The following is a 21,909-nucleotide window of genomic DNA, read 5'->3' as shown; positions in this document are numbered from 1 at the left end:
TTATGAATACTTCACAGAAAAATTTCATGGTACCTCTTGCCTTTGTAGGCATGATGTTTTTTGCAATTGGTTTTGCATTGGGCATTAACTCTTTCCTAATGCCGGTATTAGAACGGTCAATGGAAATGTCGGCTTCAGAATCCAATCTTCTGCTTGCCGCCACGTTTGTTCCATTCCTAATTTTTGGTATACCGGCCACCAAATGCATTGAAGCCATCGGTTACAAAAAAACAATGGCTCTTTCATTCATCATTTTCGCGATCGCTTTCGGATTATTCATCCAAGCAGCCGCAACAGAATCTATTGTATGGTTTCTTTTCGCCTCATTCATCTGTGGTGCCGCCAATGCAGTACTCCAAGCGTCAGTAAATCCATATGTAACTATTCTTGGACCTATAGAGTCTGCCGCAAAACGTATTTCCATCATGGGTATTTGCAACAAACTGGCTTGGCCTGCTACTACTCTTTTTATTACCTTAGTAATCGGCAAAACCATAGACCAAATAAAAATGGAAGATTTGTTCCAGCCATTTGGTATTATTGTCGGTATTTTCGTTGTATTAGGCATTATTGCCTTAATGGCTCCACTGCCTGAAGTAAAAGCTGCCGGAGAGGATGCCGCCACAGATGCGGAAGAAGCGGTTGCCTGTCCGTATGCAGAAGGTAAAACTTCCATCATGCAATTTCCTCACTTGCTATTAGGAGTACTTGCTCTTTTCCTTTATGTAGGTGTGGAAACCATAGCCTTGGCAACTGCAACCGGATATGCCAAAGCATTGGAGCTGCCGGGTGACAATTACGGATTTATCCCTTCCATCGGTATGGTAGTAGGATACATTTGCGGCGCAACCTTAATCCCTAAATATCTGAGCCAGGCTACCGCAATGAAAATATGTGCCATCATAGCCATCATTGGTTCTGCATTAGTAGCAACCATGCCGGCTGAAATTTCAATCTATTGCATATTCTTTATGGCATTAGGATGCTCATTAATGTGGCCCGCATTATGGCCTCTCGCAATGGCGGATCTCGGCAAATTCACCAAAGCCGGCTCTTCATTGCTAACCATGGCTATTGCCGGTGGAGCGGTTATGCCATGGGTGCGCGGTGTGGTTCAAGATGCAACTAGCTTCCAGACCTCCTACTGGATCTGTGTTCCCTGTTTCCTTTTCATCCTATATTATGGAATGATAGGATATAAAATCAGAACAAAGAAATAATCTCTTTTTCACATCAAGAACAAACTGCAACAAAATCAAAAACGGATTTATCATGATAGGATCAGCCGCCCCTCACAAAAGGGCGGCTTTTCTTTTGTCTTTAAAAAATATAATCCTACCTTTGCATAAATTATCAATTTGACAATCAACTCAGAAAAACAACGAACTTATAGTATAGCAAAATGAATAAGATTATTTCAAAAGAACATTTCTCGGAAAAGGTCTTTAAATTGGTCATAGAGGCACCTCTGATTGCCAAGTCACGTAAGGCCGGACATTTCGTAATTGTCCGTGTCGGTGAAAAAGGAGAACGTATGCCACTTACTATCGCCGGTGCCGATCCCGTAAAAGGTACCATCACACTGGTAGTACAGGAAGTTGGTCTTTCTTCTACACGACTTTGTGAATTGAACGAAGGAGATTATATTACAGATGTTGTTGGTCCGCTGGGTAAAGCCACCCACATTGAAAATTTCGGAACTGTAGTCTGTGCCGGAGGAGGAGTAGGCGTTGCTCCGATGCTTCCTATCGTACAGGCCTTGAAAGCTGCCGGCAACCGCGTAATTACCGTATTGGCCGGACGTACCAAAGAATTAATTATCCTTGAGAAAGAAATGCGTGAAAGCTCTGATGAAGTAATCATTATGACAGACGACGGCTCATACGGGCGCAAAGGATTAGTGACTGAAGGCGTGGAGGAAGTAATCAAACGTGAAACGGTAAACAAATGTTTCGCCATCGGTCCTGCCATCATGATGAAATTCGTTTGTCTGCTGACTAAAAAATATGAAATTCCCACCGACGTTTCTCTGAACACCATTATGGTGGATGGAACCGGTATGTGTGGTGCCTGCCGTATCACTGTAGGAGGCAAAACACGTTTTGTTTGTGTTGACGGCCCGGAATTCGACGGCCATCAAGTAGATTTTGACGAAATGTTGAAACGCATGGGAGCTTTCAAAGATATAGAAAAAGAAGAAATTCACAAACTAGACACCGAAAAGCCGACGACTTGTGAAGCGACTAAAGAACTGGACGGCCGGGATGCCGAATGGCGTGCAAGCTTACGTAAAGCCATGAAACCTAAAGAACGAATGGCTATCCCCCGTGTAAAAATGAACGAACTGGATGCAGAATACCGTTCACATAGCCGTAAGGAAGAAGTCAATCTAGGTTTGAATGAAGAGCAAGCTGTAACGGAAGCAAAACGTTGTTTGGACTGCCCCAACCCTACTTGTATGAACGGATGCCCCGTAGGAATCAATATCCCGAAATTCATCAAAAATATAGAACGCGGTGAATTCCTTGAAGCTGCCAAAACCTTAAAAGCAACCAGTGCATTACCTGCTGTCTGCGGGCGTGTATGTCCTCAAGAAAAACAGTGTGAATCACAATGCACTCATCTGAAAGCCGGACACGAAGCCGTTGCCATAGGCTATTTGGAACGTTTTGCTGCTGATTACGAACGTGAAAGCGGTCAAATATCCGTACCGGAAGTAGCGCAAAAGAACAACATAAAAGTGGCTGTTATCGGTTCAGGTCCCGCCGGACTCTCATTTGCTGGAGATATGGCTAAACAGGGATACGATGTCACTGTATTCGAAGCTTTACATGAAATAGGGGGTGTATTAAAATATGGGATTCCCGAATTCCGCCTACCCAATAAAATCGTAGATGTAGAAATTGACAATTTATCCAAGATGGGTGTCAAATTCATGAAGGACTGCATCGTAGGAAAGACAATCAGTGTGGAAGACTTGGAAGCAGAAGATTTCAAAGGTATATTTGTAGCATCAGGTGCCGGGCTTCCCAACTTCATGAATATCCCGGGTGAAAATTCTATCAATATCATGTCTTCCAATGAATATCTGACTCGTGTAAATCTAATGGATGCAGCCAGTGAGGATTCAGATACTCCTGTAACATTCGGCAAACGTGTAGCAGTAATCGGCGGTGGTAACACAGCTATGGACTCTGTCCGCACAGCACGCCGCTTGGGAGCAGAACGCGCAATGATTATTTACCGCCGTTCGGAAGAAGAAATGCCTGCCCGCCTGGAGGAAGTGAAACATGCTAAAGAAGAAGGTGTGGAATTCCTGACTCTGCATAACCCCATAGAATATATTGCCGATGAAAAGGGGCGTGTGAAACAAGTCGTTTTACAGAAAATGGAATTAGGCGAACCAGATGCTTCCGGCCGTCGCAGTCCGATAGCTATTCCAGGAGCAACAGAAACCATTGACATTGATATGGCGATAGTCAGCGTAGGCGTCTCCCCTAACCCGATTGTTCCCAGTTCCATCCCGGGATTGGAATTGGGACGCAAAGGAACAATTGCCGTAAATGAAAATATGCAATCGTCAATCCCGACTATTTATGCCGGTGGCGATATTGTGCGTGGTGGAGCTACAGTTATCCTTGCAATGGGTGACGGACGTAAAGCAGCTACTTCCATGCATGCACAACTCTCCTCCAAATAAATATTATCATTTTCACTAATTTAGCCCGTTATTAAAAATTAACGGGCTATTTTTATTCTATACCGAAAATAAATCACACAGACAGAATGGACCCCATAAATCCATATAGACCTATATCGCCTATCTGACCAATGTACTGACATCAATTGAAATACATACCATGAATATGAACCCTGTCACTATATCTGGAAATAAAATACAAAACTTGATTACCAAATATTGAAGTAACTATCTAAATGTCTATATGAAATGTGCTCCATGACAACAAAAGAGGTGTAAACGAATCCTTTTATTAACCAAATAAAATTTAAAGTATTCACATTATAAACAATTAATAACTCAAATTTAACCAGCATTAAACTCACTCCAGATTACTTTTGTTACCAATTATAACCATAAAGAAAAAACGAATGACCCAAAGGGTAAATTTTAGCATATTATTCTGCACTATCAGTATACTGACAGCACAAGCACAATGGAACAAACAGGACTCGATTCGTTTACAGGAGCTATTGAATGGAGATGGAGAACTAAAAATCAACACAGAAGCCGTAAAGTCTATCCATTTCGACTTTCAATCGGACAAAGACAATATAAAAGGTACTCCAATCATGTCCGAAGACAAACCGTGGATGAAGTTTCTGAAAGACTTGCCTAAAAACTTCGGCGACACAACCAAATGGGTACGCCCTAACTTTGTGCGTCTTACTCCCTACACTCCTTACACCACATGGCATGAAGATCCGGTTAATGATCCCATTTTCTTGAAAAGAAAAGACTCTCTGACAATATCATGGAAACTAAATATCAAACTGATTCCCGGTTTGCAAAACGGCTATGTAATATTACCTGCCGGCATGGATCAAACGGTAACTCCCAGTAATAACCCATTAATAGGAGGACTGGATACCGACAAATTCCTGTATGAATCTTTAACCAAACGAGGACGTGCCATCCGACGTAATCGTAATCGTGCCAAAGGTTGGAAAATCTATCAAAGTTACGTACCAACCCGACAGGATTCCATCTTGTTTCCTAGAATCAGCAAAGTATCTGAACAAGATTCATTGCCCAAACAAGACACTTTGCTTATCAAAAAGGATTCAGCAATTATTAACCAAAACTCATTACTTCTTAAAGACAAAATAAACGGCAAGGACCAAACAGAGAAAAGCCGCTAAATGGTTCCACTTCAGTTCTGTTTTAAATGCCCAAACAGAAAATAATGTAAATACAGCCAATGTGATGACTTCTTGAATCACCTTGAGTTGCATAATATCAAACGGTCCTCCACTATCTTTAAACCCAAGACGATTGGCAGGAACCTGAAGACAATATTCAAAAAAAGCAATTGCCCAACTAAGTGCAATCACACCAATCAACGGAAGGGCTGCAAACCAACTGAACTCTTGTCGCATTTTTAAATGACCATACCAAGCAAACGTCATAAAGACATTTGAAAAAATCAGCAAAATTACTGAATAAATACCATGAGACAACATATATTCTAATCTATTTTTTATCTGGAAACAATCTGCCTATAATATCCATTATGCTTTTAACAACTGCATATCAACAAGCATTTTGGGAGTGCAAAGATAATGGAAATAATCGAATTAAGAATAATACAATGAGTTATTGCCGCAACAAGCATGTTTTATTTCCGTTGAACAAAAAAGCAACCAATTCCACTCTTTCAATCTGCTATTTGTTAAGAAAAAAGTTCATTTGCTAAACCATGTTATAACAAGCTTTTTTTCTTTCTAAGAATTTGGACCCATCTCAGAAATTCGTATATTTGCACTGTGTTTTTCATAGTATTAGATTTAAGGTTAACAAAAGATTGGCTGTCTGGGAAGATAGCCTTTTTTTATGCCCATATATTAAAGAGGAAAGCTTAATATTCTGACTGTCAAATAATTAATCAAAGGTGGTAGAACGGATAAATAGCCGAAATAAACAAAAATAGCGGGTAACCTCTATTCTTATGTAGGCTGTTATGTAGGCAAAAAATTGGTCTACATGAGTACACGTAAAACCTAATTAAAATGTATTCGATCAACATTAAAGGAAAAGTGACCTCAAAAGACAAAAAACTGGTGAAACTGGAAATGATCTTCTTCCAAACAGGCTACAACAGAGTTTCTAAGGTGCTAAATATCACCGGTCCCATCAAAGACTGGGACAATGCGTCACAATCATTTATTTCCAAATCAAGCGATGCCATCAAAAAGAACAAGATGTTGCTTGATCTGAAATTAAAGTATCAGAAGATTGCGGAAGAATGGGAAGAGGAAGGACGTAAATGGAGTCCGACCGAACTGGCACTTAGTCTTGATAAAAAGAAAGGGAAGGAAATGAAAGAGGAAGACCGTTCTCTGTCCGTTTCCCAGATGATTGATTATTTGATTAAAAAATTCTCTGAAAAGGAAAAAGAGAAAAACGGCAAGATTGTGAAAAGCCTGGCGAGTGTAAAGGACTATAAAATCATAAAGAAGGCTTTGGAAGAGTTCACACAAAAGAAATACAATAAACCATTATCCGTGTTTTATTTCAGTGACATAACAAAACAGTTCCTCTTGGATTTTGTTCTATATACACAAAAAAAAGGAATTGCCAATGGTAATAAAGCAGGCTTGAACCAGAAGTTGCGTAAACTGAGAGCTATAGTCAACTATGCCAAAGGGCTGAATATGCACGGTGCTGATCCGGAAATATTCGGCTGTGTGGAGGATAAGATGAAATGGCACAAGTTTGAACCGAGAACTGTTTCCAAGAGAGTGATACAGTTAATTGAGAATGTTGATAGAAGCTTGCTTACACCTAAAGAGGAATTTTGCTTGGATTTATTTCTTTTCAGTTATTACACAGGAGGTATGGCCAATGTGGATGTCTGTCATTTGACGTACAATATGATTCAAGGAAACCAGGTTATCTATGAACGGATGAAATTCCCGAAAATTGGAAAACCCTTGTTGATAGAGAAATCAAAACTAATTATTGAGAAATATGAAGGCCAAGGCATCGACAACTATGTATTCCCTATATTCACAAAAAAACATACCACAGAGGCTAAAATGCGTAATAGAGTCATTCAAATTTCTAATAGAGTCAGCAAGACGTTGACTAAAGTTTGTAATATTCTGGATATAAAAGAGAATATAACTTGGTATTCTGCACGAGGTACATTTATCTCCCGTATGGTAGATGCCGGTTGTTCTCCTGCTGTTACGGCAGAACAAGCAGGAAACAGTGTTGCGGTAATCTTTAAGCACTATTACAAGTTCACCGAAGGCGAAACCTTATTGACAAAAATGAATTCTGTATTCTAAAGTGGCAACCAATAAGTTAGAATTTCCAGATATTTTAATGGATGAAGCCGGATTTGACAGGGCTATTGTTTTATTATTCGGGAAGTTTCGCTATCATTGTTGCAATGAAGACGACAGGCTGGGTATGATTCCTGCCGTCTTTATACCCAGCCTGGAAATAGACGGGGGATATACACATTGTACGTTCGCTGAACGTCTTGGAATAGAAAAACTTGCACTTTTCAAAAAGGCAAGATGTATACGCAATGTTCATGCTGTGTATGCTTATATAAAATGAGTTCACGCTGTTCTTTTGGGTACAAGGCGAGCATAACTATTAAAATATTATTGATATGAAACAAATTACTTTGTACGTGTACCGATTCATTTGGGCTGGCCAATTGTAGCGAAAAAGACTTTGGTTGTAACGAACAATGCTATCAAACTGACTGAGAATGAACGAGTGCAGTTCATTACAGGGGATGTAGTGGCAGAACTGCAGAGAATAAAAGAGGATGGTGACGGTACGGTGGTGGCTTACGGTAAGGAGATTGGAACTCTGCTTTTGGATAACGGGTTGGCGGACGAAATCACAGTAACGACCGTACCGATACTGGTCGGAGGTGATGAGAAAGCACTGAAATGCGGATTGAGTGACGGTGGAACTTGGATTGTGCGGTCGAACAAGATGCTGGTGGATGGTAAAATGCGGACAGTGTACGGAAAGGTGTGATGACGAAATACAAAAGAAATGTGTCATAATTTGCCACAGATTACGCAGATGTACATAGACTAAATTTAACTGTAATAGTCAAGACTTGTTCTGACATTTGTTTTACTATCGGACAAAAAAACTGTCAGATGTTTGTTGCGAAGTTACACAAGTTTCATCATCCTCACAACCGAATGAGATTTTATCCTGCTCATTCGGTTTTATCATTTCCTGATTTTGCAGTTGATACTTTCTTGCCACAGCGATTCCTTCGATAAAAGTTTGCATGGGCGTTTTCCCGAAACAGTACTTTCCAGAGTGTGTTCTTTGGGTATTGTAGGAGTTCATCCACATATCAAGGTCTGCTTGCAGCTGTTCGATAGAGGTATAGATTTTCTTTCTGAATGCAATAGCATAGAACTCATTCTGCACGGTTCTGTTAAATCGCTCACATATACCGTTTGTCTGAGGGCTTTTCGCCTTAATCTTAGAATGATCAATGTCTTCCACAGCCAAATACAATTCATACTCATGATTTTCTCTGTTTCCGCAGTATTCTGTTCCTCTATCTGTTAGCATACGCATCAGTTTCAAGTCATGCTGCTCGAAAAAAGGAATAACCCTATCGTTAAGCATATCGGCAGCAACAAGCGCATTCTTTCTGTCATACAACTTGGCAAATCCGATTTTGGAGTAAGTATCAATGACGGTCTGCTGATAAATGTGTCCCACACCTTTGATATATCCTACATAATAAGTGTCTTGGGCAAGTAGAAAACCGGGATAATAAGTTTCTATCTCTCCATGAGCCTGCTTTTCTTCTTTTGCTTTTTCCAATGCCGCCACTTGGTTCTCATCAAGGATAATGCCCTCTTGTTCCACTTTGGCTGACAATGCTTTCAGGCGTTTCTGGAAGGTCTCCATATCGTGCCGTAGCCAAATGGAACGCACTCCGCCCGGCGAAATAAGAATACCTTTCTTACGTAGCTCAGTGGATACACGGACTTGCCCCAATGCAGGATTGTCTATCGCCATCTGTACGACTGCCTGCTCGATGTGTTCTTCCACACGGTTCTTTATGACAGGCTTACGACGAGAAATCTCCTGCAAGGCGACTTCACCGCCTTGTTCATACAACTCTTTGAAACGATAAAAACTGTCACGACTGTAGCCCATAACCTTACAAGCACGTGATACGTTTCCTAACTGTTGGGAGAGTTCAAGCAATCCCAGTTTGTTCTTGATGACCTTTTCTGATGTTGTCATAACTTAATCTGTTTTCTGTTACAAATTTATTCTTTTTATACGTAACTGTCAGATTAAGTCTTGACTAATTCAATTTAACTAACAGATGGTGCTCTGTAATATTTGTCTGCGTAAATCCGTGTAATTCTGTGAATATAATTTTTGGCACATTCTCTTGGGTTTTCAATAAAGAATAAATAAAATAATGGACTATATATAATTATCCGGTATTGGGAGTATAGTATTGTCCACTTAAAGATTAGGAATATCTCCTTGAAACGGGTTTGATAAGCAAGTCGATGTGCTCGTGTTCAAGAATAAGCTTCATAGCCTTGTAGATGGGCATCTTCTCAATGCCAGCAATCTTTAGAGCTTCCATTTTAATGGTATTCTCAACCAGCTGTAAATAGTCCTCCTCTTTCAGCTCAACATATTTTTGTGACTGGGATTTCAATTTTGCCATATCATTAATTGTCTTTATTATTTATTTCCGAAATCAGCAGGAATCTCGCCCCATAAGTGCTTGTCCCAATACAATACCTCTATATCCACTATCCTTGCTTCCATTACCTTGAGAAATATCTCCGCTTTCTGTAATGCCGGACATGTGCGTGAGGAAGCGGTCTGTCTATTATTATACCATGTAATACCCGTTATACTGTCGGAATAGATTGTGCGCGGAGTTCCCGGATGCTCTAAAATATACTTGACAGCTGTCACAATACCGAGAAACTCCCCGATATTGTTTGTCCAGTTGCCAATTGACTCCGAAAAGAGTTCCATTCCAGAAGAGAGGTCGACAGCCCGGAAGCGTGTCAATCTCTCTTTTGCCTTATGGGTACCATCGGTCGCTATGCCTATCTTTGGTTTTCCTTTCATTTGCCTCTTCCCGAATGTCCGTTTTTCGTGTAGATGAATCCGTCAGATTCCATGCGTCGTACCAAAGCCTGTGCTTGGTTCAGGTAATCGTTGATTACATTCTCCTGATGCCTGATATCCTTGCGCCCTTTGAGAATTTCCAATACACCGTCTATTGTACGGCTCATAGCACTCTTTCCGTCCTTGGGATCGAAGAAAATCTTTTTGTTGCCGAATGTCACAGTTACTTGATACAATGTTTTCGGGACAATTATTGTTTCCACATGCGCTTGAAACAAGACAGGGGTAGCAGCAACCACTACATGCCCTTTGGCGTTGTGCATGGGTTTCAACTCTACCGAATAGAGGATGTTTGGCTCAATAGTTCCTTTCAGATCTTCTGAAAGAACACATATTTGTTTGCCAAATCTTGAGTCTTCACGAACTCCCATCAATTTACGTGTTTTGGAGTGGCGCGAAACGAATCCGATCAGTTCGCCTGTCCGCTCCGATTTCGCAAACTTCAGTTGCGATTTTTCCGATGTCATATTACAGGTCTTTCATATTCAATCTATTACTTTCAATTAACAATATGTCTTTAATAACTCACTTTATCATGCAAATATATATCAAATAAGCGTATTGACAAAGTGTTTTAATCATTAGTTTTCAGGTAATTATGTACGAATATATAGAGAAAGACTGCACTTAGTACAGTCTTTCTTCCTCTGTAAAATGGCTGAAACGTTCATCAGTATCAGAGGTTTGCAGAAGATAACGGCATTTCCAATATCGGTAAATCCGCCCACCGTTAGGTATATAGTAATTTATATCGTCGGCGTTCAGATATTGGTTTCCCTGTTCTGTGCCGTGATGCATCCATCTGGCACATCCCGGCAGATTAGGGTTGTCCCGGACATAAAAATCCATCTTCTCTTTCCCTGTTACGAAAATGTTATGTACGCGGATATCCTTGTCAATCGGAAACCTGTAAACGTATAGGGCGAAGTCGCAAATATCCGTTTCCAAAAGATTGTTTCCAAAATGTATCGGAGCTTCCTTTTCCAGACTTTCAAAACCATTCCGTACGCTTGTCCGTGTGCATATTTCCGCAAACCGTTCATCTGTTACAGGTTCGGCTGTTGCATATACCACCCGGAAACCATTGTTCGTACTGTCCCTGACCATGACATGGGCCACTATCTCGGAAGATTTGTTGATACTGTTGTCCATTGGATCAGTCTTATCGGGAATACACATCCGTAACAGTCCTACCACAATGACAAGAAATACCAATATCGCCCGTGGACCGATTGTAGTTGTCATGAAAACAAACTCATCAGCCTGCTTTCTTAACTGTTTCATAGAATTTTGAGGATGTGGCGGCCGGATGCACCCCGGAACTCGGACACGCATACTTCATGTCCTGCATCCAACAACCGGTTTCGGCATTCCTCCATGGCAGTATCTGATATCCTGACAGCAGGAATATTCGCCGCCGTCATCTTGAAAAGAGGCGCTTCCATGATCCGGGAAATCGTTTCGGCGTCTTCAAAATACGCTTCGTATGAATCACCTACATGGAAAAGGGTAATAGTTTCCATGCCATGCTTTTCTTTCATACCTCCGTAACACTGACGGATAATCTGTTCCTTTTTCATATAATATATGTGTATGGTTTGGTGCCTGCCAAACATAAAAAGTGCCTGCAACCAATTCAGTTGTTGGGGGTTCATCCGAAAGGTATATACAGACTTTTTTATTGGACAAATATACAATAAATTGCGGACTCGCCCCACTTTTTATAAGCGGAACTATTCTCTCATTTTCACCTCCTTTTTTCAAACTCCTCGCTGATGGTTTTAACGAATTGTTCATATTGTCTATCCTATGGCTTTTACTACAGGCTTTACCATGGAACGGAGGTGTAAAAAGTAGCTCAAGTTCTCGTTTATAGAAAATCCACCAGTAAGGACAGCGCATGCTTTAATACGGCAATATTTTCCGTACATAGCGTAATCACCCGTGGTTTTGATAAGACCATACTCGGTAACAGTTCCGGTAGCGTATCAAGTATCGAGTGTATGACCTCTTTTAGAAAGCTCGGACTTTCTTCCGTTCTCTTCCTCCTGCTTCCTTTTCTGTCGGTATTGCTTCCTTCCGTATGATAAAAAGCCTCAAAACGTTTACGGTATTTTTCTGTCAGTTCTTTAACACCTGTTTCCATCGTTTTAATTATACTCTGCAAGCCATTCGTCCAGTGTCATGGAATCTTCAAATCCGTACTCTTCAATCCGCACGTAACCATTTTCTCCCATGACCAGCTTTTCTCTTGTAAGGATTGTTCCGGCATGGTTTACCATTACCTCCGGTTCAATGGTCGCAAAACGCCTGCCGTCATCCGACTCCCGGATATCATACGCATACAGTCCTTCCGGAACGACATTGCGGTCAATCCTAAAATTGGTGAGCAATGCCGGTATACCGTTGACAGTCATAGAGTCAAAGCTCTCGTCTTGAATATTTCTTTGGGTAATCATATTAAATTGTTTTGTGGTTATTACTTATGCTCGGGAAGTTCAATGGCCCGAACCCAATTATCCTGGTCATTGAACATCTCGTCATTGATTCTTGCCGTGAACTCCAGCGGTGTCATCTTTTCAACCTCTGTATGCGGGTTGTTTTCATAATCGAAAATAATCTCCTTGTCAGGAGCGTCACGTCCGAAATCATCCATAGGGAAAGAGAACACCCACACCTCTTTGGCCTCATCTTTTCCGAGAAATCGTTTCAGGTTGTCCGTGTAAGCCGAACATCTGTCCCAGCCGGAGTCCACGAAAGCGGAGATCTCCGCCTCCATTTTATCCGTACTTTCTTTCAGGAAAGCGACGGCGTTCTGTTTCCAGAGTTTCTGCCCGACGCACAGTTCCAGATACCGTTCCCAGATGGTAACCAGCCAGTCGATATTGATTTCGTAAAGATGACGGCAGGGGAAACGCTCCCGGCTGTCGGGATTATAGAGCATGCAGCTCCCGTCCGGCCTGATCTCTTCCAGCTTGTACACGGTATATACCGGTATGCCGTGATGTTCAGCGTCCTCGCCTTCCTCCTCGACATAGACCTTGTGGGGCAGCAAGTCCTCCGGCATTTTTGGAATCGCCCTGAGATTGGCGATAATCTCCTGTTCCAGTTCTTTCTGTTTTTCCTGTAATTTCATTTTCTGTCAGTATTTAATTGAATTTTGCCTTCTTTGAATAACTTCTGTTTGTAGCGCCGGTATTCACGGATAATTTCAGTGTGCTTTTTTCGGTCAGGCTTGTACATCCCCTTCGCCTTGCGCTTATTCAGCAGCTCCCTGTTACGCTTCTCCCTTTCGGGATTCACGATAAACGTAATCAGGCGGCGGCTTACACCGTACTCGCGTGCCAGTTGGCGCTGACTGACATCTTCCGTCATGTAACGGTGGAAAATCTCTGCTCGCTGTTCGGGTGTCAGTTTTTGCCTGCGGTCATACCGTGTCCCGCAAATGGTTATTCCCGTGCTTCTGTATGGCATGGCTGTGTCTGTTTATCGTTTGTATTCCATGAATAAAAGTCGTAATAGCCTGATTTTTTTTACAGTTCATATCCATTTGATTTTGATTTAATTCTTGACCAAACAGCATTTCCTTACGGTAATCCGCCGGTCCGTCTCCAAAACTTCGGCATATCGAACCGACCGCTCCGTCCGTCAGGCGTACGAAATCCTCGGTGCGGAATGATGGTGCCGGACTTGTGACGGGAGCCAGCATCTGCCAGTCCCTATGTCCTTCCAGGTCTTCCATAGCCATTGCGTAGGCTCTATATTCCACTTCAGTTCCGAATTGCCTGGTTATCATGTAACCGCCGGAGTCGGCGGTATTCTCTTCCGGCGGGATGATCCCGGTTTTCTTGTATATGCTTACGGTGTCCTTACCGAGCAAAAGTGTCACTGTTATCATGATCGTGGCAATCGTTTTTTTATAACAAGTAAAAATCCATATCCTTTTCCTCGAAATCGGTCAGGTGTTCTTTATTGTATTCCTCTATGACCATTGAGGGAATATATGTTTCACCGCTTATCTCGAACTTTTCCCGCGCCAACAGCTGCGCGAGCGTATCCACATGACCTTCCAGTATTTTTTCGATTTCCTCACGCTTGCCTGTTACCGTGGCACCAAGGCGCATCCATACCGACTCTTCACACTGGGTGTCCGTATCTTCCGGTTCGTCCTTATGACGTATGATCTGATAATCGCTCCAGCCGTCACCGTCATTCAACCCGGCGACATAGGCCTTATATTCTTCAAGAGTTTTGAACTCTTTCTCGTCCACGACACCCCCGTTGTCCATCAGCCATTCCTCGGAAGGCAGTTCCTTGCTCTCGTCATATTTTCTTACGGCATCCTCGCCAAAAATCATGGTTATCTTTATCATATTGTCTTTTTATTTTGAATGGTTTATTTGTATAATCTTTCTTTTCTACGCTCTTTCAGGGTATTCCGGAGATATTTCATGAGCTTTCCGCAAGGACACAGGGCATGTTCCCGCTGGCGGGCATAGCTCAGGTCACCGTTGGAGAGAATCATGCCGTCGGCATTGAGACAGAGATCGCCATAAACGTAGTTCTCCTCCGTAAGGTAAATCCTATGAACGGGATTCGGATATCCCTCCGTACTGCGACCTTCCCGGAAAAGGAAGATCCGTTCGGCCTGTCCCCTGACTCCGAAAAAGGGATACGGGGAAAGTGCCGCAAGTGTGGCAGCATGCTCCGCCGGATCATGGAAGCGGTCGTCGCTCATTTCGAGCATGTGGCCGGAGTCCTGCTCCTTTTCCTCCTGGTACTCGTACAGCGCGGCGCAGGCTGCTATGAATTCCCCGGAACGGGAGGTAGCCGCTCCGTTGGTCACGATATAGAAATCATTGACTGTAATGCCGTATGCACGTACCCGTCCGAGTATATGATGGATAGCCCGGACGTTAAGCGACGGCTCGCCGCCCGTGATGTTGAAATGGTGGATATGCCTGACATGCCGCAGCAGGTTGCTTATATGTTTCAAAGAGATATCCACGGATTCGGCATCTCCCCGCATGCAGTGGGCACAGCGCATGTTGCAACGTCGGGTAATCTCGATGCAGAGATTCTTGATATATAGTTCTCTCATATTCGATGTAGTTCGGCTTAAGTTTCATCCGGGATTTCCTTTCCCGTGTAAGGATTATATAGCGGTGTGTTGCCAACTGCCTCGGCGTCAATAGCGAAACTGCCACGGCCTACGTCGTAGAAGAGTTCCAGCTTTAGCGGCGTTGAAGCGATGACTTTCTCAGCCTCGGCTTGTGACAGGCCTGAATACATCAGGCATTTGACACGACACCGGAACATTTTCGGATTGGTTTCCGGCGTGGTAACTACATCAACGACCTCGCACACTTCATCCGTGATGGCGAAGCGGTCGGGATTGGGTGTGCCGTTCCTTCTAGAGCCGTCCGATGCGGCATGTCCGGTGATTGAATGGTTCCGCACCTTTTCGGCGGGATAGGTCTTATCGCCTTTGGCGAAATACGACTTGCCGGAGGCGACACAGGTATGATAGATTACGCCGTGGACCTTTCGTCCGTCGTCAAGTATAATTGTATAGACCGTTCCCTCCTGCAAGACAGGAACGGCATTCGGCTTATGAGACATAAGATTTGTTTTTAGCTGTTTATGAATTTTGGTCTTGCATGCCGCACGATGTGTAGGTCATCATAACCGATGGCTCTCAGTTCGGAAAGCGGGTTGCGGTACTCCTTTTCACGGACTGGCCGCGTCACGGCGATCACACCCGCATAGTCGGCTGCGCCATGCTGGCCGACGTGCATGTAGGAGGTTATTTCACCCCGCCGTCCACTCCACGGTATTTCCGGGAACAGGGCGATGATCTGTCCGTCGGGATAGCGTCTAAAGACCACCTTCGTCATTTTTCCCACAGATTTTCGTGTCGATTTCATAATCCCCGTAATTTTTGAATTCATAGTCCACTTCGCTGATAATTTTGTCAACCTCTTCGTCCGTTATCTCATCGGCCTTCGGGTTGTCGATATCGAGCCGTACGGTCAGGTAAATGGTTCTTGTTGCCATAATATCATACATTTTTTAGTGTAACAAAGCCGGCCTATGACGGGCCGACGGTATATTTCTCTATCAGCCGCTTCCGGTACGCCTTGTCCTTTCCGGCGGCAAGGCTTGCCAGTTTGCGGATATTCCGGTTGGCTTTTTCCGCGACCTGCTCCACTGTCGGTCCGGGAGTCATGAAATCACGGCATCCGGCACCACAATACCGCTGCTTCCCCTTGACCGTCCTGCCACAGGCCGGACACCGGCGCTTGCCGTCACGCTCCAGCACTTCCAGAATATTGGCATGAATGCCTTTCCACCATTCAATACGGTCTATGTCATAATCGTAGACGGTTATCGTGTTCCCGAAACTGCGGGCTTCGACCTCAACGGCAATGCCCTCATCTTCAAGGCAAACCTTCAACACTGGGTCTTCGTTAGGCTCACAGTGCCTGTCATACCAAATGATATAGGTGGGATCGTCCAGTTCGTCAGGCTCTCCCAGACAGAGTTCCGTAAGGCCGTTGTTTACGAGAATGTTGCGGATGGCGGCTTGTAAATCTTTGATACAATCCATTGATATTTCGTTTTATGGTTGTTCCTCATTCGTCAGTTCATCTCCGAAGCATGGCCGACGAACTGGAAGATATCGGCGTATTGTTCGCTGTAGATATAGAATCCGTCCCGTTTTTCCCCGGTCTCCGCATCTATTCCGTCAGCAAGGAGATATTCCCCGTCATCCGTCAGGTAGACATCGGTAAGCTTGATACGGGGCGTGTCGTGCTTCCCGTACAGGGTTGTCGTGACGGGGAAGTTGTTGTCGTCGAGTTCCTCCTCTTCCGTGAGGCCGAGTGATACGCGGCCATATTGTGCCAGGAACTCCAGCATGAATTTCAGCATGGCTTGCCCGGCCTCGTGCAGCCGTTCGTCGATAAAGGCGTACCGGGTGGCGAACAGATGCAGCTTGTCAGCACTCATTTTGTCCGGGGCTTTGCCCGGCTCCGCATTGTCTTTCTGTATTTTATCCATATCTGTCATATTGTTGGTTTCATGTTTCCAGTGGGGTGAAGGAGACGGTCAGTATCACTATCTCGTCACCCAGGTTGAACACTTTCAGGCAGTCGTTACTGATAGTCCTTTTCAGGATGTCTCCCCGGTATCGGGAATTGCGTACCTTGAAGGTAAAATCATCAATGAACGAGCTGATGCAATGAAGCACGTGACCGAATTCTTCCTTGCCGTAGGGCTGGGAGAAGTATGCTTTTATGTGCATTCTCAAACTCAGGATGTAGTTCGAGGTCCTGCTTCCGGTCGGTCCGGTCAACACTATTTTATATTTTTCCATAGCCTGTCTGTTTTAATCGTCATACCAGCCCTCGATCTCATCGAAATAACCGTTCGAGTCCCATTCTTCCAGCAAGGTGGTCGGGTACGTCCATTCAAGGCTGTAAAACAGATCCTGGCATACCTCTGCATTACCCTTGCACAGGGCGAGCAGTGAGTTATGCGTGAAACAGCCGTCACTGCTCGCCGGTACACGCCAGCCCTCATGGTCTTCTGCCGCGTATTCGGGTACATAGCACACTTCATCGGGGCGGTTGAGAAAGGCATCCTCGTTCTTGTAGATGTTTCCTTCCCCTCCATATTCCAGTTCATAGAACACACCTTCCGGCGTTTCTATCCTGTTGCCAATCTCTATCATAGCGTTACCGTTTCGTGGGTATATATAATCACCATCCGGGAGGAGAGCACCTTGTCGCGTACCGTGGGGTTGGCGATTGCCCAATCGGAATGGAAGTGCATGTCCGGAATGGATGCGATGTCCACAATATCGCCCCCGTTTTCCAGACGGAGGTAATCCGGCTGATACAGGTTGCAAAGGAATTTGCCGTCCGTATCGCTGATGGCGTATATCTTGCCGTCGAGTGCGGCCGTCATCTCCTCCTCGCTGCGGTAGACCATCAGGTATTTACAGCCGGTCTTCATCTCTTCCGCAATCCGCTTATGCAGCTCTTCGGGAGATAATTCACGCAGTATCGACACGACCGCTCCGATACTTTCCACGGCATCGTAGCTGTCCAGAGCATCATGGCAGGTCGTTTGAAACTCCTCTTTCGGGCGACCCACAAAATTTATGGTACGGACTTCCTGTCCGTGCCCGCCGAGCAGGTAAAAGGGCGTACCGTTCCATTGTTCCTTTCTGACAGAGAGCGGCCGGGAACACTCCCGTGTCTGTCGGTTCACAGCGGCATACAGTTCCAGACTTTCCCCGCATTCCATATGCAGGATATGCCGGGCGAACTCCGCAAACGTCATGATTTTGATTCCTCCCCCATTTGCCGTGAAGAAATCCTGTCTTGTCTGTTTCATAAATCCGTTTCTTTAAGAGTAGGTAATCGTTTTGTATAAGGGGTGGAATATTCACCTCGTTTTAAAAAAAAAGACCGCCGCAGCCGTAGCCGCGACGGCCCGTCATCATTATGGCATGTGATGAACAGGTTCTGTTTCCGTTATTCGTCTTCGTAGTACGGTACACCGTGCCTAACCACTGCTTTTTCCATTTCTTCCCACCAGATTTCACTATGGTGGTCGTTGTTAAAATCGATGGACTCGCCTTCACCGAGCCGCAGCTGGTCGCGGGTCTCCATTTCCGTTTCGTACACAATCTGTTCCATCTGTTCGTCCGTAACATGGCAGGTGTTGAACGGCTCCGGCAGGGATTCCAACTCCCTGCGTGACAGCTCGGATTGCCCGCAGGTGAAAACCTTGTCATAGAAAACGTCATCTTTCGGCGGCAGTTCGGGTTCTTGTTCCGGCAGCACATCCAGATAATCCGACTCGTACAAGTAGTTCTCGTCGCGTCCCTGCGTCTGCCGGTTGTTCTCGAACTCTTCCAGGTCACTTTCTGTCAGGCGGAATTCCTTCTTCTTGCGTCGCAGGTACTCCATCATGTTTTCGAGGGAGGAGAACGGGGCTATGAGTTCCATGGAAGAACGGCTGTGCCAGGCGTCGCTCCTGTACAGCAGGTAGACCTGCGGACGGTTCCGGGCCGCCTCCTTGCGGTATTCGCCGAACTCATACAGGGCATTGTCGAAACTTCCGAACGCCAGTCTGATCTTGTCTTCGATGGATATGGATTCCCGGTATTCCTCGAACCGGCACTGCACATACTCCATGAAATCCGTATTGCCCAGTGCCTCCATGAGCGTGGTATCATCGGCCGAGAGCGCGATATCGGCCCCAGCGAAATTGTCGGCTGACAGCACGTGTTTCTCTTCATTGTATTCGTCTTCCGCCCGGCAGACGGCCAGGCCGGGCGTTTCCGCTTCAATCTCCACGACCTTGCGGAGTGTCTCTTCGATAGCTATCCGGTATTTTTTCATATCAGATGATGTTTATTTGTTTCAGTTCACGTTTGTAGTTTCTCAATGACGGCTTGTGCCCTTTCTCCTTTACGATCTGGCGCATCTGTGCAAAGGTGTACGCCTTCTCCATGTCCAGACCGTAGTCGGAGGCGAATGCCGTCATGCCTACATAGCAGAAGCCGAACTTCCGGTGCAGCATGTCGGCCGTATAAGGCGTCATGTCTTCCGCCAGGGTTACGGGGACAGCCATTCCCCGGATCTTGAACTTCAGTCCCTCGATAAGGGTCCTGCAGTTGTCGTTGTGGTAGGTCAGGTTCCCGCGCCGGGCGCAGTAACCGATGGTCTCTCCCATGAAGGTGTTGCGGAAGATTTCCGTACGGTTCAGGTCCTTCAATTTCTCGACACCGTAATAACAGATTGCCTGCACGGCTTTCAGCGACTTGTCCACTCGGGGCTTGACGAAACGCGGATCATTCTCCGCCACGGTCTTTTCCAGCCACGTGCGGTGGAAGGTTCTGACAGGTACGTCGAACACCTTCTCCGGCGTGCAGTATTTTGAATCCGACCGGGGCATCATCAGGTGTGCCGAGGACGGCTCGTATTGTTCTTTCAGATAAAAGGCCAGACAGGTATTGCCGATTTTGCAGTAAGTATAGTCGTCACGGCTATTTTTCAGCGACAGCATGGTGGTTTCCCCGCCATAGAACTTCTCGGGCAGTCCCGTCTGCCGACAGAACTCCTTGAGGAAATGTCCGGGGATGGCACGTGCATAACTGCGCTCCCGGCAGCACTCTTTCGCCATTTGCGGGGTGATGAACCGTTTGGCAAAGTCACGGATATGGTGATGGCTGTAATCATACGCCGCCCGCGTGTTCGCGGAGGTCTGGAACTCTTTGGGCATCTGACGGAACCAGCGGAAACATGTCCCGTGCTCCATACAGTAGTCGACGAACTCCCGCGTCCATACATTTTCAGGGAATTCGGGGCAGTTGCCGTTTCTTCGGATGAATGCCTTGCACACTTCCACCGTGAGCAGGGATTGTTCTGTTTTCTCGTCGATATAGCAGTTCGTCTCCCGTTTGCTGTTATCGATGGCAATGACCAGTCTTTCCGGTGTCTTGAAACGCTTCGGCAGCTCCCCGAACATGTAAGGGTGTTTCTCCATCAGCCGGTCCGCCAGCATGTCGTCCAGATATACCGACAACGGCTTGAAAAACTGGGGGTCTGTGATGAAGTTTTTCCCTTCGGTCGAACAGACAGCCGCATGGAGAATCTCATAGGAATAGAACCGGGCGGGAACAAGCGAGAGGTCATGTTCCGCCATCTTGCGGTAGTATGCCGCAGTCTTGAAACGGGACGGCACGACGGCATCGGTAACAGTGCTCAATATTTTCATCCCGTCGAGCATCCCGTAATAGAACTCTTGAGTCTTTACCTCAACGGGGACATATCCGAGGATAAGACCCGTTTTCATGACGGCGTCTGTCCTGCTGTCCGTGTAATACGGGTCGTAAATATAGCTGTGCAAGGCCAGGTATGCCAGTTGCGCGTCCCAAAGGCGTTCAGGTATGAAGGCGAGAATGTCGAAATCCCCGCGTCCGTTTCGGATGACCGCTTCTGCCATTTCTCGGGTAACCATTGCTTCGGGAACGGCCGTGATATTCTTCGTTTTTTTGCGCGTGGCGTAATCACAGACTGCTCCCGAACGGTACGCCTCCGGGATATTGCGCAGCTCGAAGCTGTGCCAGTTGTCCGTACTGCCCGCGATGATGCGTTCAATACGTTCGGGTGTGAGGAAGCGTCCCGGAATATGGCTCAGCACCTCTATTTCCTTGCTCTCGACGGCTGCCTCCACGATCTCTTCCGTGAACAGGTAGTCCGGCAACCATTCTATGGCCGATACGATGTTATTGTGTAGCATACAGTTTCTTTTTAAGTTTGGATGATCGTACGATTCTCACAAGACGGCTACCGCGGTAGACATAGAGTATCCGGGATTCCCGTTCGGCAAGCTCCTGAAGCTCCTGCCAATGCGGCGTTTCGATCTTCTCGAGTCTGGCACGGTTATTTACATAAACAGTTATCGGCTTCATGCTGTCATGGGAGGACGTATCTTCAACGGAAAGCTGCAGTTCACGTCGTTCGCTCTTGTCTATAATATACCATTTACCACTATCGAACAGGAGGCACGTGTTCTCCATGCGGCTGAAAATGTCCGTGTTGTCCGCGATGCGTGATATGGATTGCTGCCGGGTCTCCCGTCCGTCACGGGTCTTTGAAAAGCAATGGACAATGTCACCGGCCCCTGTCCATTTCCCATAGGGTGACGGTCCCAGTTCATGTATGTCGCCCAGCGAAAGCAGGGCATCCACCCGGCAGTCGTTAGGATAGAATACCCGGAGTTTCCTCACAAGGTCTTTCGAAAGCGTCTCATGGAGCGCCTTGATGTGCCGGACTCTGCCGTCCGGCAACAGTTTCCCGATTTGTATGCTCATTGTCTTGTTTTTTATTAAAGTATAATCTGGCTGCTTTCTTTCTGCCTGCAGTTTTGGTTGGAAATTGATATCTGCCGGATTACTTGCATGCGGTCGCCTGAAAAGGGTG

At 45.4% G+C, this 21,909-nt stretch carries 29 protein-coding genes and 1 pseudogene; 5 read left to right on the top strand and 25 right to left on the bottom strand.

Annotated elements, in window-relative coordinates:
* The first annotated feature begins 2 nt into the window (after positions 1–2).
* The 3 genes from RE317_RS04000 (at position 3) to RE317_RS03990 (ending at position 4,881) form a co-directional block, all read left to right on the top strand.
* Positions 3–1,220, top strand: a complete 1,218-nt coding sequence (locus RE317_RS04000; RefSeq protein WP_005839387.1) for an MFS transporter — start codon at positions 3–5, stop codon at positions 1,218–1,220.
* Positions 1,221–1,402: 182 nt separating this feature from the next.
* A complete protein-coding gene (locus RE317_RS03995) occupies positions 1,403–3,700 on the top strand; it encodes a bifunctional dihydroorotate dehydrogenase B NAD binding subunit/NADPH-dependent glutamate synthase (RefSeq protein ID WP_008669476.1) in 2,298 nt (765 codons plus the stop codon).
* Positions 3,701–4,110: 410 nt separating this feature from the next.
* Positions 4,111–4,881 carry a DUF4858 domain-containing protein gene (locus RE317_RS03990; RefSeq protein WP_008669474.1) on the top strand — a complete coding sequence of 257 codons (771 nt, stop codon included), beginning with the start codon at positions 4,111–4,113 and terminating at the stop codon, positions 4,879–4,881.
* Here RE317_RS03990 and RE317_RS03985 read toward each other — a convergent pair.
* Entirely contained in the window at positions 4,828–5,202 is a 375-nt protein-coding gene (locus RE317_RS03985; RefSeq protein ID WP_008669473.1) for a DMT family protein, read from the bottom strand. The two genes, RE317_RS03990 and RE317_RS03985, sit on opposite strands and share 54 nt — an antisense overlap.
* 546 nt (positions 5,203–5,748) lie before the next feature.
* Here RE317_RS03985 and RE317_RS03980 point away from each other — a divergent pair.
* Entirely contained in the window at positions 5,749–7,032 is a 1,284-nt protein-coding gene (locus RE317_RS03980) for a phage integrase SAM-like domain-containing protein (protein ID WP_230296887.1), read from the top strand.
* 364 nt (positions 7,033–7,396) lie between these two features.
* Positions 7,397–7,744 (top strand): annotated as a pseudogene (locus RE317_RS03975) (dihydrofolate reductase family protein); the annotation flags it as partial.
* A 105-nt stretch (positions 7,745–7,849) separates the two neighbouring features.
* Here the strand turns inward: RE317_RS03975 and RE317_RS03970 are convergent.
* The 24 genes from RE317_RS03970 to RE317_RS03855 all read right to left on the bottom strand — a co-directional run bounded on the left by RE317_RS03970 (position 7,850) and on the right by RE317_RS03855 (position 21,800).
* Positions 7,850–8,989 carry an IS481 family transposase gene (locus RE317_RS03970; RefSeq protein ID WP_303266199.1) on the bottom strand — a complete coding sequence of 380 codons (1,140 nt, stop codon included), beginning with the start codon at positions 8,987–8,989 and terminating at the stop codon, positions 7,850–7,852.
* A 238-nt stretch (positions 8,990–9,227) separates the two neighbouring features.
* A complete protein-coding gene (locus RE317_RS03965) occupies positions 9,228–9,431 on the bottom strand; it encodes a hypothetical protein (RefSeq protein WP_195589178.1) in 204 nt (67 codons plus the stop codon).
* Between the two features lie 17 nt (positions 9,432–9,448).
* Positions 9,449–9,847 (bottom strand): ribonuclease H, encoded by a 399-nt coding sequence (locus RE317_RS03960; RefSeq protein WP_195589176.1) that lies wholly within the window; start codon positions 9,845–9,847, stop codon positions 9,449–9,451.
* The gene (locus RE317_RS03955; RefSeq protein ID WP_303266198.1) at positions 9,844–10,374 is read right to left on the bottom strand and encodes a hypothetical protein; all 531 of its coding nucleotides are present in this window, start codon (positions 10,372–10,374) and stop codon (positions 9,844–9,846) included. The genes RE317_RS03960 and RE317_RS03955 overlap by 4 nt, the downstream gene beginning before the upstream one ends.
* A 160-nt stretch (positions 10,375–10,534) precedes the next feature.
* The gene (locus RE317_RS03950) at positions 10,535–11,191 is read right to left on the bottom strand and encodes a hypothetical protein (RefSeq protein WP_101602825.1); all 657 of its coding nucleotides are present in this window, start codon (positions 11,189–11,191) and stop codon (positions 10,535–10,537) included.
* Entirely contained in the window at positions 11,188–11,487 is a 300-nt protein-coding gene (locus RE317_RS03945; protein WP_032532939.1) for a hypothetical protein, read from the bottom strand. The genes RE317_RS03950 and RE317_RS03945 overlap by 4 nt, the downstream gene beginning before the upstream one ends.
* A 290-nt stretch (positions 11,488–11,777) precedes the next feature.
* Positions 11,778–12,053 (bottom strand): hypothetical protein, encoded by a 276-nt coding sequence (locus RE317_RS03940; protein ID WP_229101774.1) that lies wholly within the window; start codon positions 12,051–12,053, stop codon positions 11,778–11,780.
* Positions 12,054–12,057: 4 nt separating this feature from the next.
* Positions 12,058–12,366, bottom strand: a complete 309-nt coding sequence (locus RE317_RS03935; RefSeq protein WP_303266197.1) for an LPD28 domain-containing protein — start codon at positions 12,364–12,366, stop codon at positions 12,058–12,060.
* Between the two features lie 20 nt (positions 12,367–12,386).
* Entirely contained in the window at positions 12,387–13,043 is a 657-nt protein-coding gene (locus tag RE317_RS03930) for a hypothetical protein (protein ID WP_303266196.1), read from the bottom strand.
* Entirely contained in the window at positions 13,040–13,381 is a 342-nt protein-coding gene (locus RE317_RS03925) for a hypothetical protein (protein ID WP_195589165.1), read from the bottom strand. Before RE317_RS03925 ends, RE317_RS03930 begins: the two co-directional genes overlap by 4 nt.
* On the bottom strand, positions 13,335–13,805 hold the full coding sequence (locus RE317_RS03920; RefSeq protein WP_230297232.1) for a hypothetical protein: 471 nt from the start codon (positions 13,803–13,805) through the stop codon (positions 13,335–13,337). Before RE317_RS03920 ends, RE317_RS03925 begins: the two co-directional genes overlap by 47 nt.
* A 19-nt stretch (positions 13,806–13,824) precedes the next feature.
* A complete protein-coding gene (locus tag RE317_RS03915) occupies positions 13,825–14,280 on the bottom strand; it encodes a hypothetical protein (protein WP_230297233.1) in 456 nt (151 codons plus the stop codon).
* Between the two features lie 23 nt (positions 14,281–14,303).
* Positions 14,304–15,008, bottom strand: a complete 705-nt coding sequence (locus RE317_RS03910) for a radical SAM protein (RefSeq protein ID WP_230297234.1) — start codon at positions 15,006–15,008, stop codon at positions 14,304–14,306.
* 17 nt (positions 15,009–15,025) lie between these two features.
* Entirely contained in the window at positions 15,026–15,367 is a 342-nt protein-coding gene (locus tag RE317_RS03905; protein WP_303266195.1) for a hypothetical protein, read from the bottom strand.
* A gap of 173 nt (positions 15,368–15,540) precedes the next feature.
* Positions 15,541–15,834 (bottom strand): hypothetical protein, encoded by a 294-nt coding sequence (locus RE317_RS03900; protein ID WP_195589156.1) that lies wholly within the window; start codon positions 15,832–15,834, stop codon positions 15,541–15,543.
* The gene (locus RE317_RS03895; protein WP_195589153.1) at positions 15,785–15,964 is read right to left on the bottom strand and encodes a hypothetical protein; all 180 of its coding nucleotides are present in this window, start codon (positions 15,962–15,964) and stop codon (positions 15,785–15,787) included. Before RE317_RS03895 ends, RE317_RS03900 begins: the two co-directional genes overlap by 50 nt.
* A 34-nt stretch (positions 15,965–15,998) precedes the next feature.
* Positions 15,999–16,517, bottom strand: coding sequence for a hypothetical protein (locus RE317_RS03890; protein WP_195589151.1), 519 nt, complete (start codon positions 16,515–16,517; stop codon positions 15,999–16,001).
* Positions 16,518–16,549: 32 nt separating this feature from the next.
* Entirely contained in the window at positions 16,550–16,969 is a 420-nt protein-coding gene (locus tag RE317_RS03885; protein ID WP_229101772.1) for a hypothetical protein, read from the bottom strand.
* 19 nt (positions 16,970–16,988) lie between these two features.
* Positions 16,989–17,285, bottom strand: coding sequence for a hypothetical protein (locus RE317_RS03880; protein WP_195589148.1), 297 nt, complete (start codon positions 17,283–17,285; stop codon positions 16,989–16,991).
* Positions 17,286–17,297: 12 nt separating this feature from the next.
* Positions 17,298–17,642 carry a thrombopoietin receptor gene (locus tag RE317_RS03875; protein ID WP_195589215.1) on the bottom strand — a complete coding sequence of 115 codons (345 nt, stop codon included), beginning with the start codon at positions 17,640–17,642 and terminating at the stop codon, positions 17,298–17,300.
* On the bottom strand, positions 17,639–18,310 hold the full coding sequence (locus RE317_RS03870) for a tyrosine protein kinase (protein WP_195589146.1): 672 nt from the start codon (positions 18,308–18,310) through the stop codon (positions 17,639–17,641). Before RE317_RS03870 ends, RE317_RS03875 begins: the two co-directional genes overlap by 4 nt.
* Before the next feature lie 140 nt (positions 18,311–18,450).
* Entirely contained in the window at positions 18,451–19,323 is an 873-nt protein-coding gene (locus RE317_RS03865) for a DpnD/PcfM family protein (RefSeq protein WP_303266194.1), read from the bottom strand.
* Between the two features lies 1 nt (position 19,324).
* Entirely contained in the window at positions 19,325–21,226 is a 1,902-nt protein-coding gene (locus tag RE317_RS03860) for a hypothetical protein (RefSeq protein WP_303266193.1), read from the bottom strand.
* Positions 21,213–21,800: a hypothetical protein gene (locus RE317_RS03855; protein WP_195589139.1), complete on the bottom strand. Its 588-nt coding sequence runs from the start codon at positions 21,798–21,800 to the stop codon at positions 21,213–21,215. Before RE317_RS03855 ends, RE317_RS03860 begins: the two co-directional genes overlap by 14 nt.
* Positions 21,801–21,909: the final 109 nt, after the last annotated feature.

The organism is Phocaeicola sp. GP0067, assembly GCF_031119655.1.
GTDB classification, from domain to species: domain Bacteria; phylum Bacteroidota; class Bacteroidia; order Bacteroidales; family Bacteroidaceae; genus Phocaeicola; species Phocaeicola vulgatus.
The sequence above is the reverse complement of the archived record's forward strand: the minus strand, read 5'-3'. Positions and strand labels throughout refer to the sequence as shown.

Excerpts from the sequence above, each read along its gene's own strand:
- RE317_RS03945 (WP_032532939.1), bottom strand. The coding sequence starts at position 11,487 with ATGAAAAAGGAACAGATTATCCGTCAGTGTTACGGAGGTATGAAAGAA.
- RE317_RS03995 (WP_008669476.1), top strand. The coding sequence starts at position 1,403 with ATGAATAAGATTATTTCAAAAGAACATTTCTCGGAAAAGGTCTTTAAA.
- RE317_RS03895 (WP_195589153.1), bottom strand. The coding sequence starts at position 15,964 with ATGGCAACAAGAACCATTTACCTGACCGTACGGCTCGATATCGACAAC.
- RE317_RS04000 (WP_005839387.1), top strand. The coding sequence starts at position 3 with ATGAATACTTCACAGAAAAATTTCATGGTACCTCTTGCCTTTGTAGGC.
- RE317_RS03955 (WP_303266198.1), bottom strand. The coding sequence starts at position 10,374 with ATGACATCGGAAAAATCGCAACTGAAGTTTGCGAAATCGGAGCGGACA.
- RE317_RS03980 (WP_230296887.1), top strand. The coding sequence starts at position 5,749 with ATGTATTCGATCAACATTAAAGGAAAAGTGACCTCAAAAGACAAAAAA.
- RE317_RS03875 (WP_195589215.1), bottom strand. The coding sequence starts at position 17,642 with ATGATAGAGATTGGCAACAGGATAGAAACGCCGGAAGGTGTGTTCTAT.
- RE317_RS03970 (WP_303266199.1), bottom strand. The coding sequence starts at position 8,989 with ATGACAACATCAGAAAAGGTCATCAAGAACAAACTGGGATTGCTTGAA.
- RE317_RS03965 (WP_195589178.1), bottom strand. The coding sequence starts at position 9,431 with ATGGCAAAATTGAAATCCCAGTCACAAAAATATGTTGAGCTGAAAGAG.
- RE317_RS03920 (WP_230297232.1), bottom strand. The coding sequence starts at position 13,805 with ATGATAACAGTGACACTTTTGCTCGGTAAGGACACCGTAAGCATATAC.
- RE317_RS03940 (WP_229101774.1), bottom strand. The coding sequence starts at position 12,053 with ATGGAAACAGGTGTTAAAGAACTGACAGAAAAATACCGTAAACGTTTT.
- RE317_RS03870 (WP_195589146.1), bottom strand. The coding sequence starts at position 18,310 with ATGAAACAGACAAGACAGGATTTCTTCACGGCAAATGGGGGAGGAATC.
- RE317_RS03885 (WP_229101772.1), bottom strand. The coding sequence starts at position 16,969 with ATGGATAAAATACAGAAAGACAATGCGGAGCCGGGCAAAGCCCCGGAC.
- RE317_RS03865 (WP_303266194.1), bottom strand. The coding sequence starts at position 19,323 with ATGAAAAAATACCGGATAGCTATCGAAGAGACACTCCGCAAGGTCGTG.
- RE317_RS03935 (WP_303266197.1), bottom strand. The coding sequence starts at position 12,366 with ATGATTACCCAAAGAAATATTCAAGACGAGAGCTTTGACTCTATGACT.
- RE317_RS03910 (WP_230297234.1), bottom strand. The coding sequence starts at position 15,008 with ATGAGAGAACTATATATCAAGAATCTCTGCATCGAGATTACCCGACGT.
- RE317_RS03985 (WP_008669473.1), bottom strand. The coding sequence starts at position 5,202 with ATGTTGTCTCATGGTATTTATTCAGTAATTTTGCTGATTTTTTCAAAT.
- RE317_RS03925 (WP_195589165.1), bottom strand. The coding sequence starts at position 13,381 with ATGCCATACAGAAGCACGGGAATAACCATTTGCGGGACACGGTATGAC.
- RE317_RS03990 (WP_008669474.1), top strand. The coding sequence starts at position 4,111 with ATGACCCAAAGGGTAAATTTTAGCATATTATTCTGCACTATCAGTATA.
- RE317_RS03950 (WP_101602825.1), bottom strand. The coding sequence starts at position 11,191 with ATGAAACAGTTAAGAAAGCAGGCTGATGAGTTTGTTTTCATGACAACT.
- RE317_RS03930 (WP_303266196.1), bottom strand. The coding sequence starts at position 13,043 with ATGAAATTACAGGAAAAACAGAAAGAACTGGAACAGGAGATTATCGCC.
- RE317_RS03855 (WP_195589139.1), bottom strand. The coding sequence starts at position 21,800 with ATGAGCATACAAATCGGGAAACTGTTGCCGGACGGCAGAGTCCGGCAC.
- RE317_RS03880 (WP_195589148.1), bottom strand. The coding sequence starts at position 17,285 with ATGGAAAAATATAAAATAGTGTTGACCGGACCGACCGGAAGCAGGACC.
- RE317_RS03860 (WP_303266193.1), bottom strand. The coding sequence starts at position 21,226 with ATGCTACACAATAACATCGTATCGGCCATAGAATGGTTGCCGGACTAC.
- RE317_RS03890 (WP_195589151.1), bottom strand. The coding sequence starts at position 16,517 with ATGGATTGTATCAAAGATTTACAAGCCGCCATCCGCAACATTCTCGTA.
- RE317_RS03900 (WP_195589156.1), bottom strand. The coding sequence starts at position 15,834 with ATGAAATCGACACGAAAATCTGTGGGAAAAATGACGAAGGTGGTCTTT.
- RE317_RS03915 (WP_230297233.1), bottom strand. The coding sequence starts at position 14,280 with ATGATAAAGATAACCATGATTTTTGGCGAGGATGCCGTAAGAAAATAT.
- RE317_RS03960 (WP_195589176.1), bottom strand. The coding sequence starts at position 9,847 with ATGAAAGGAAAACCAAAGATAGGCATAGCGACCGATGGTACCCATAAG.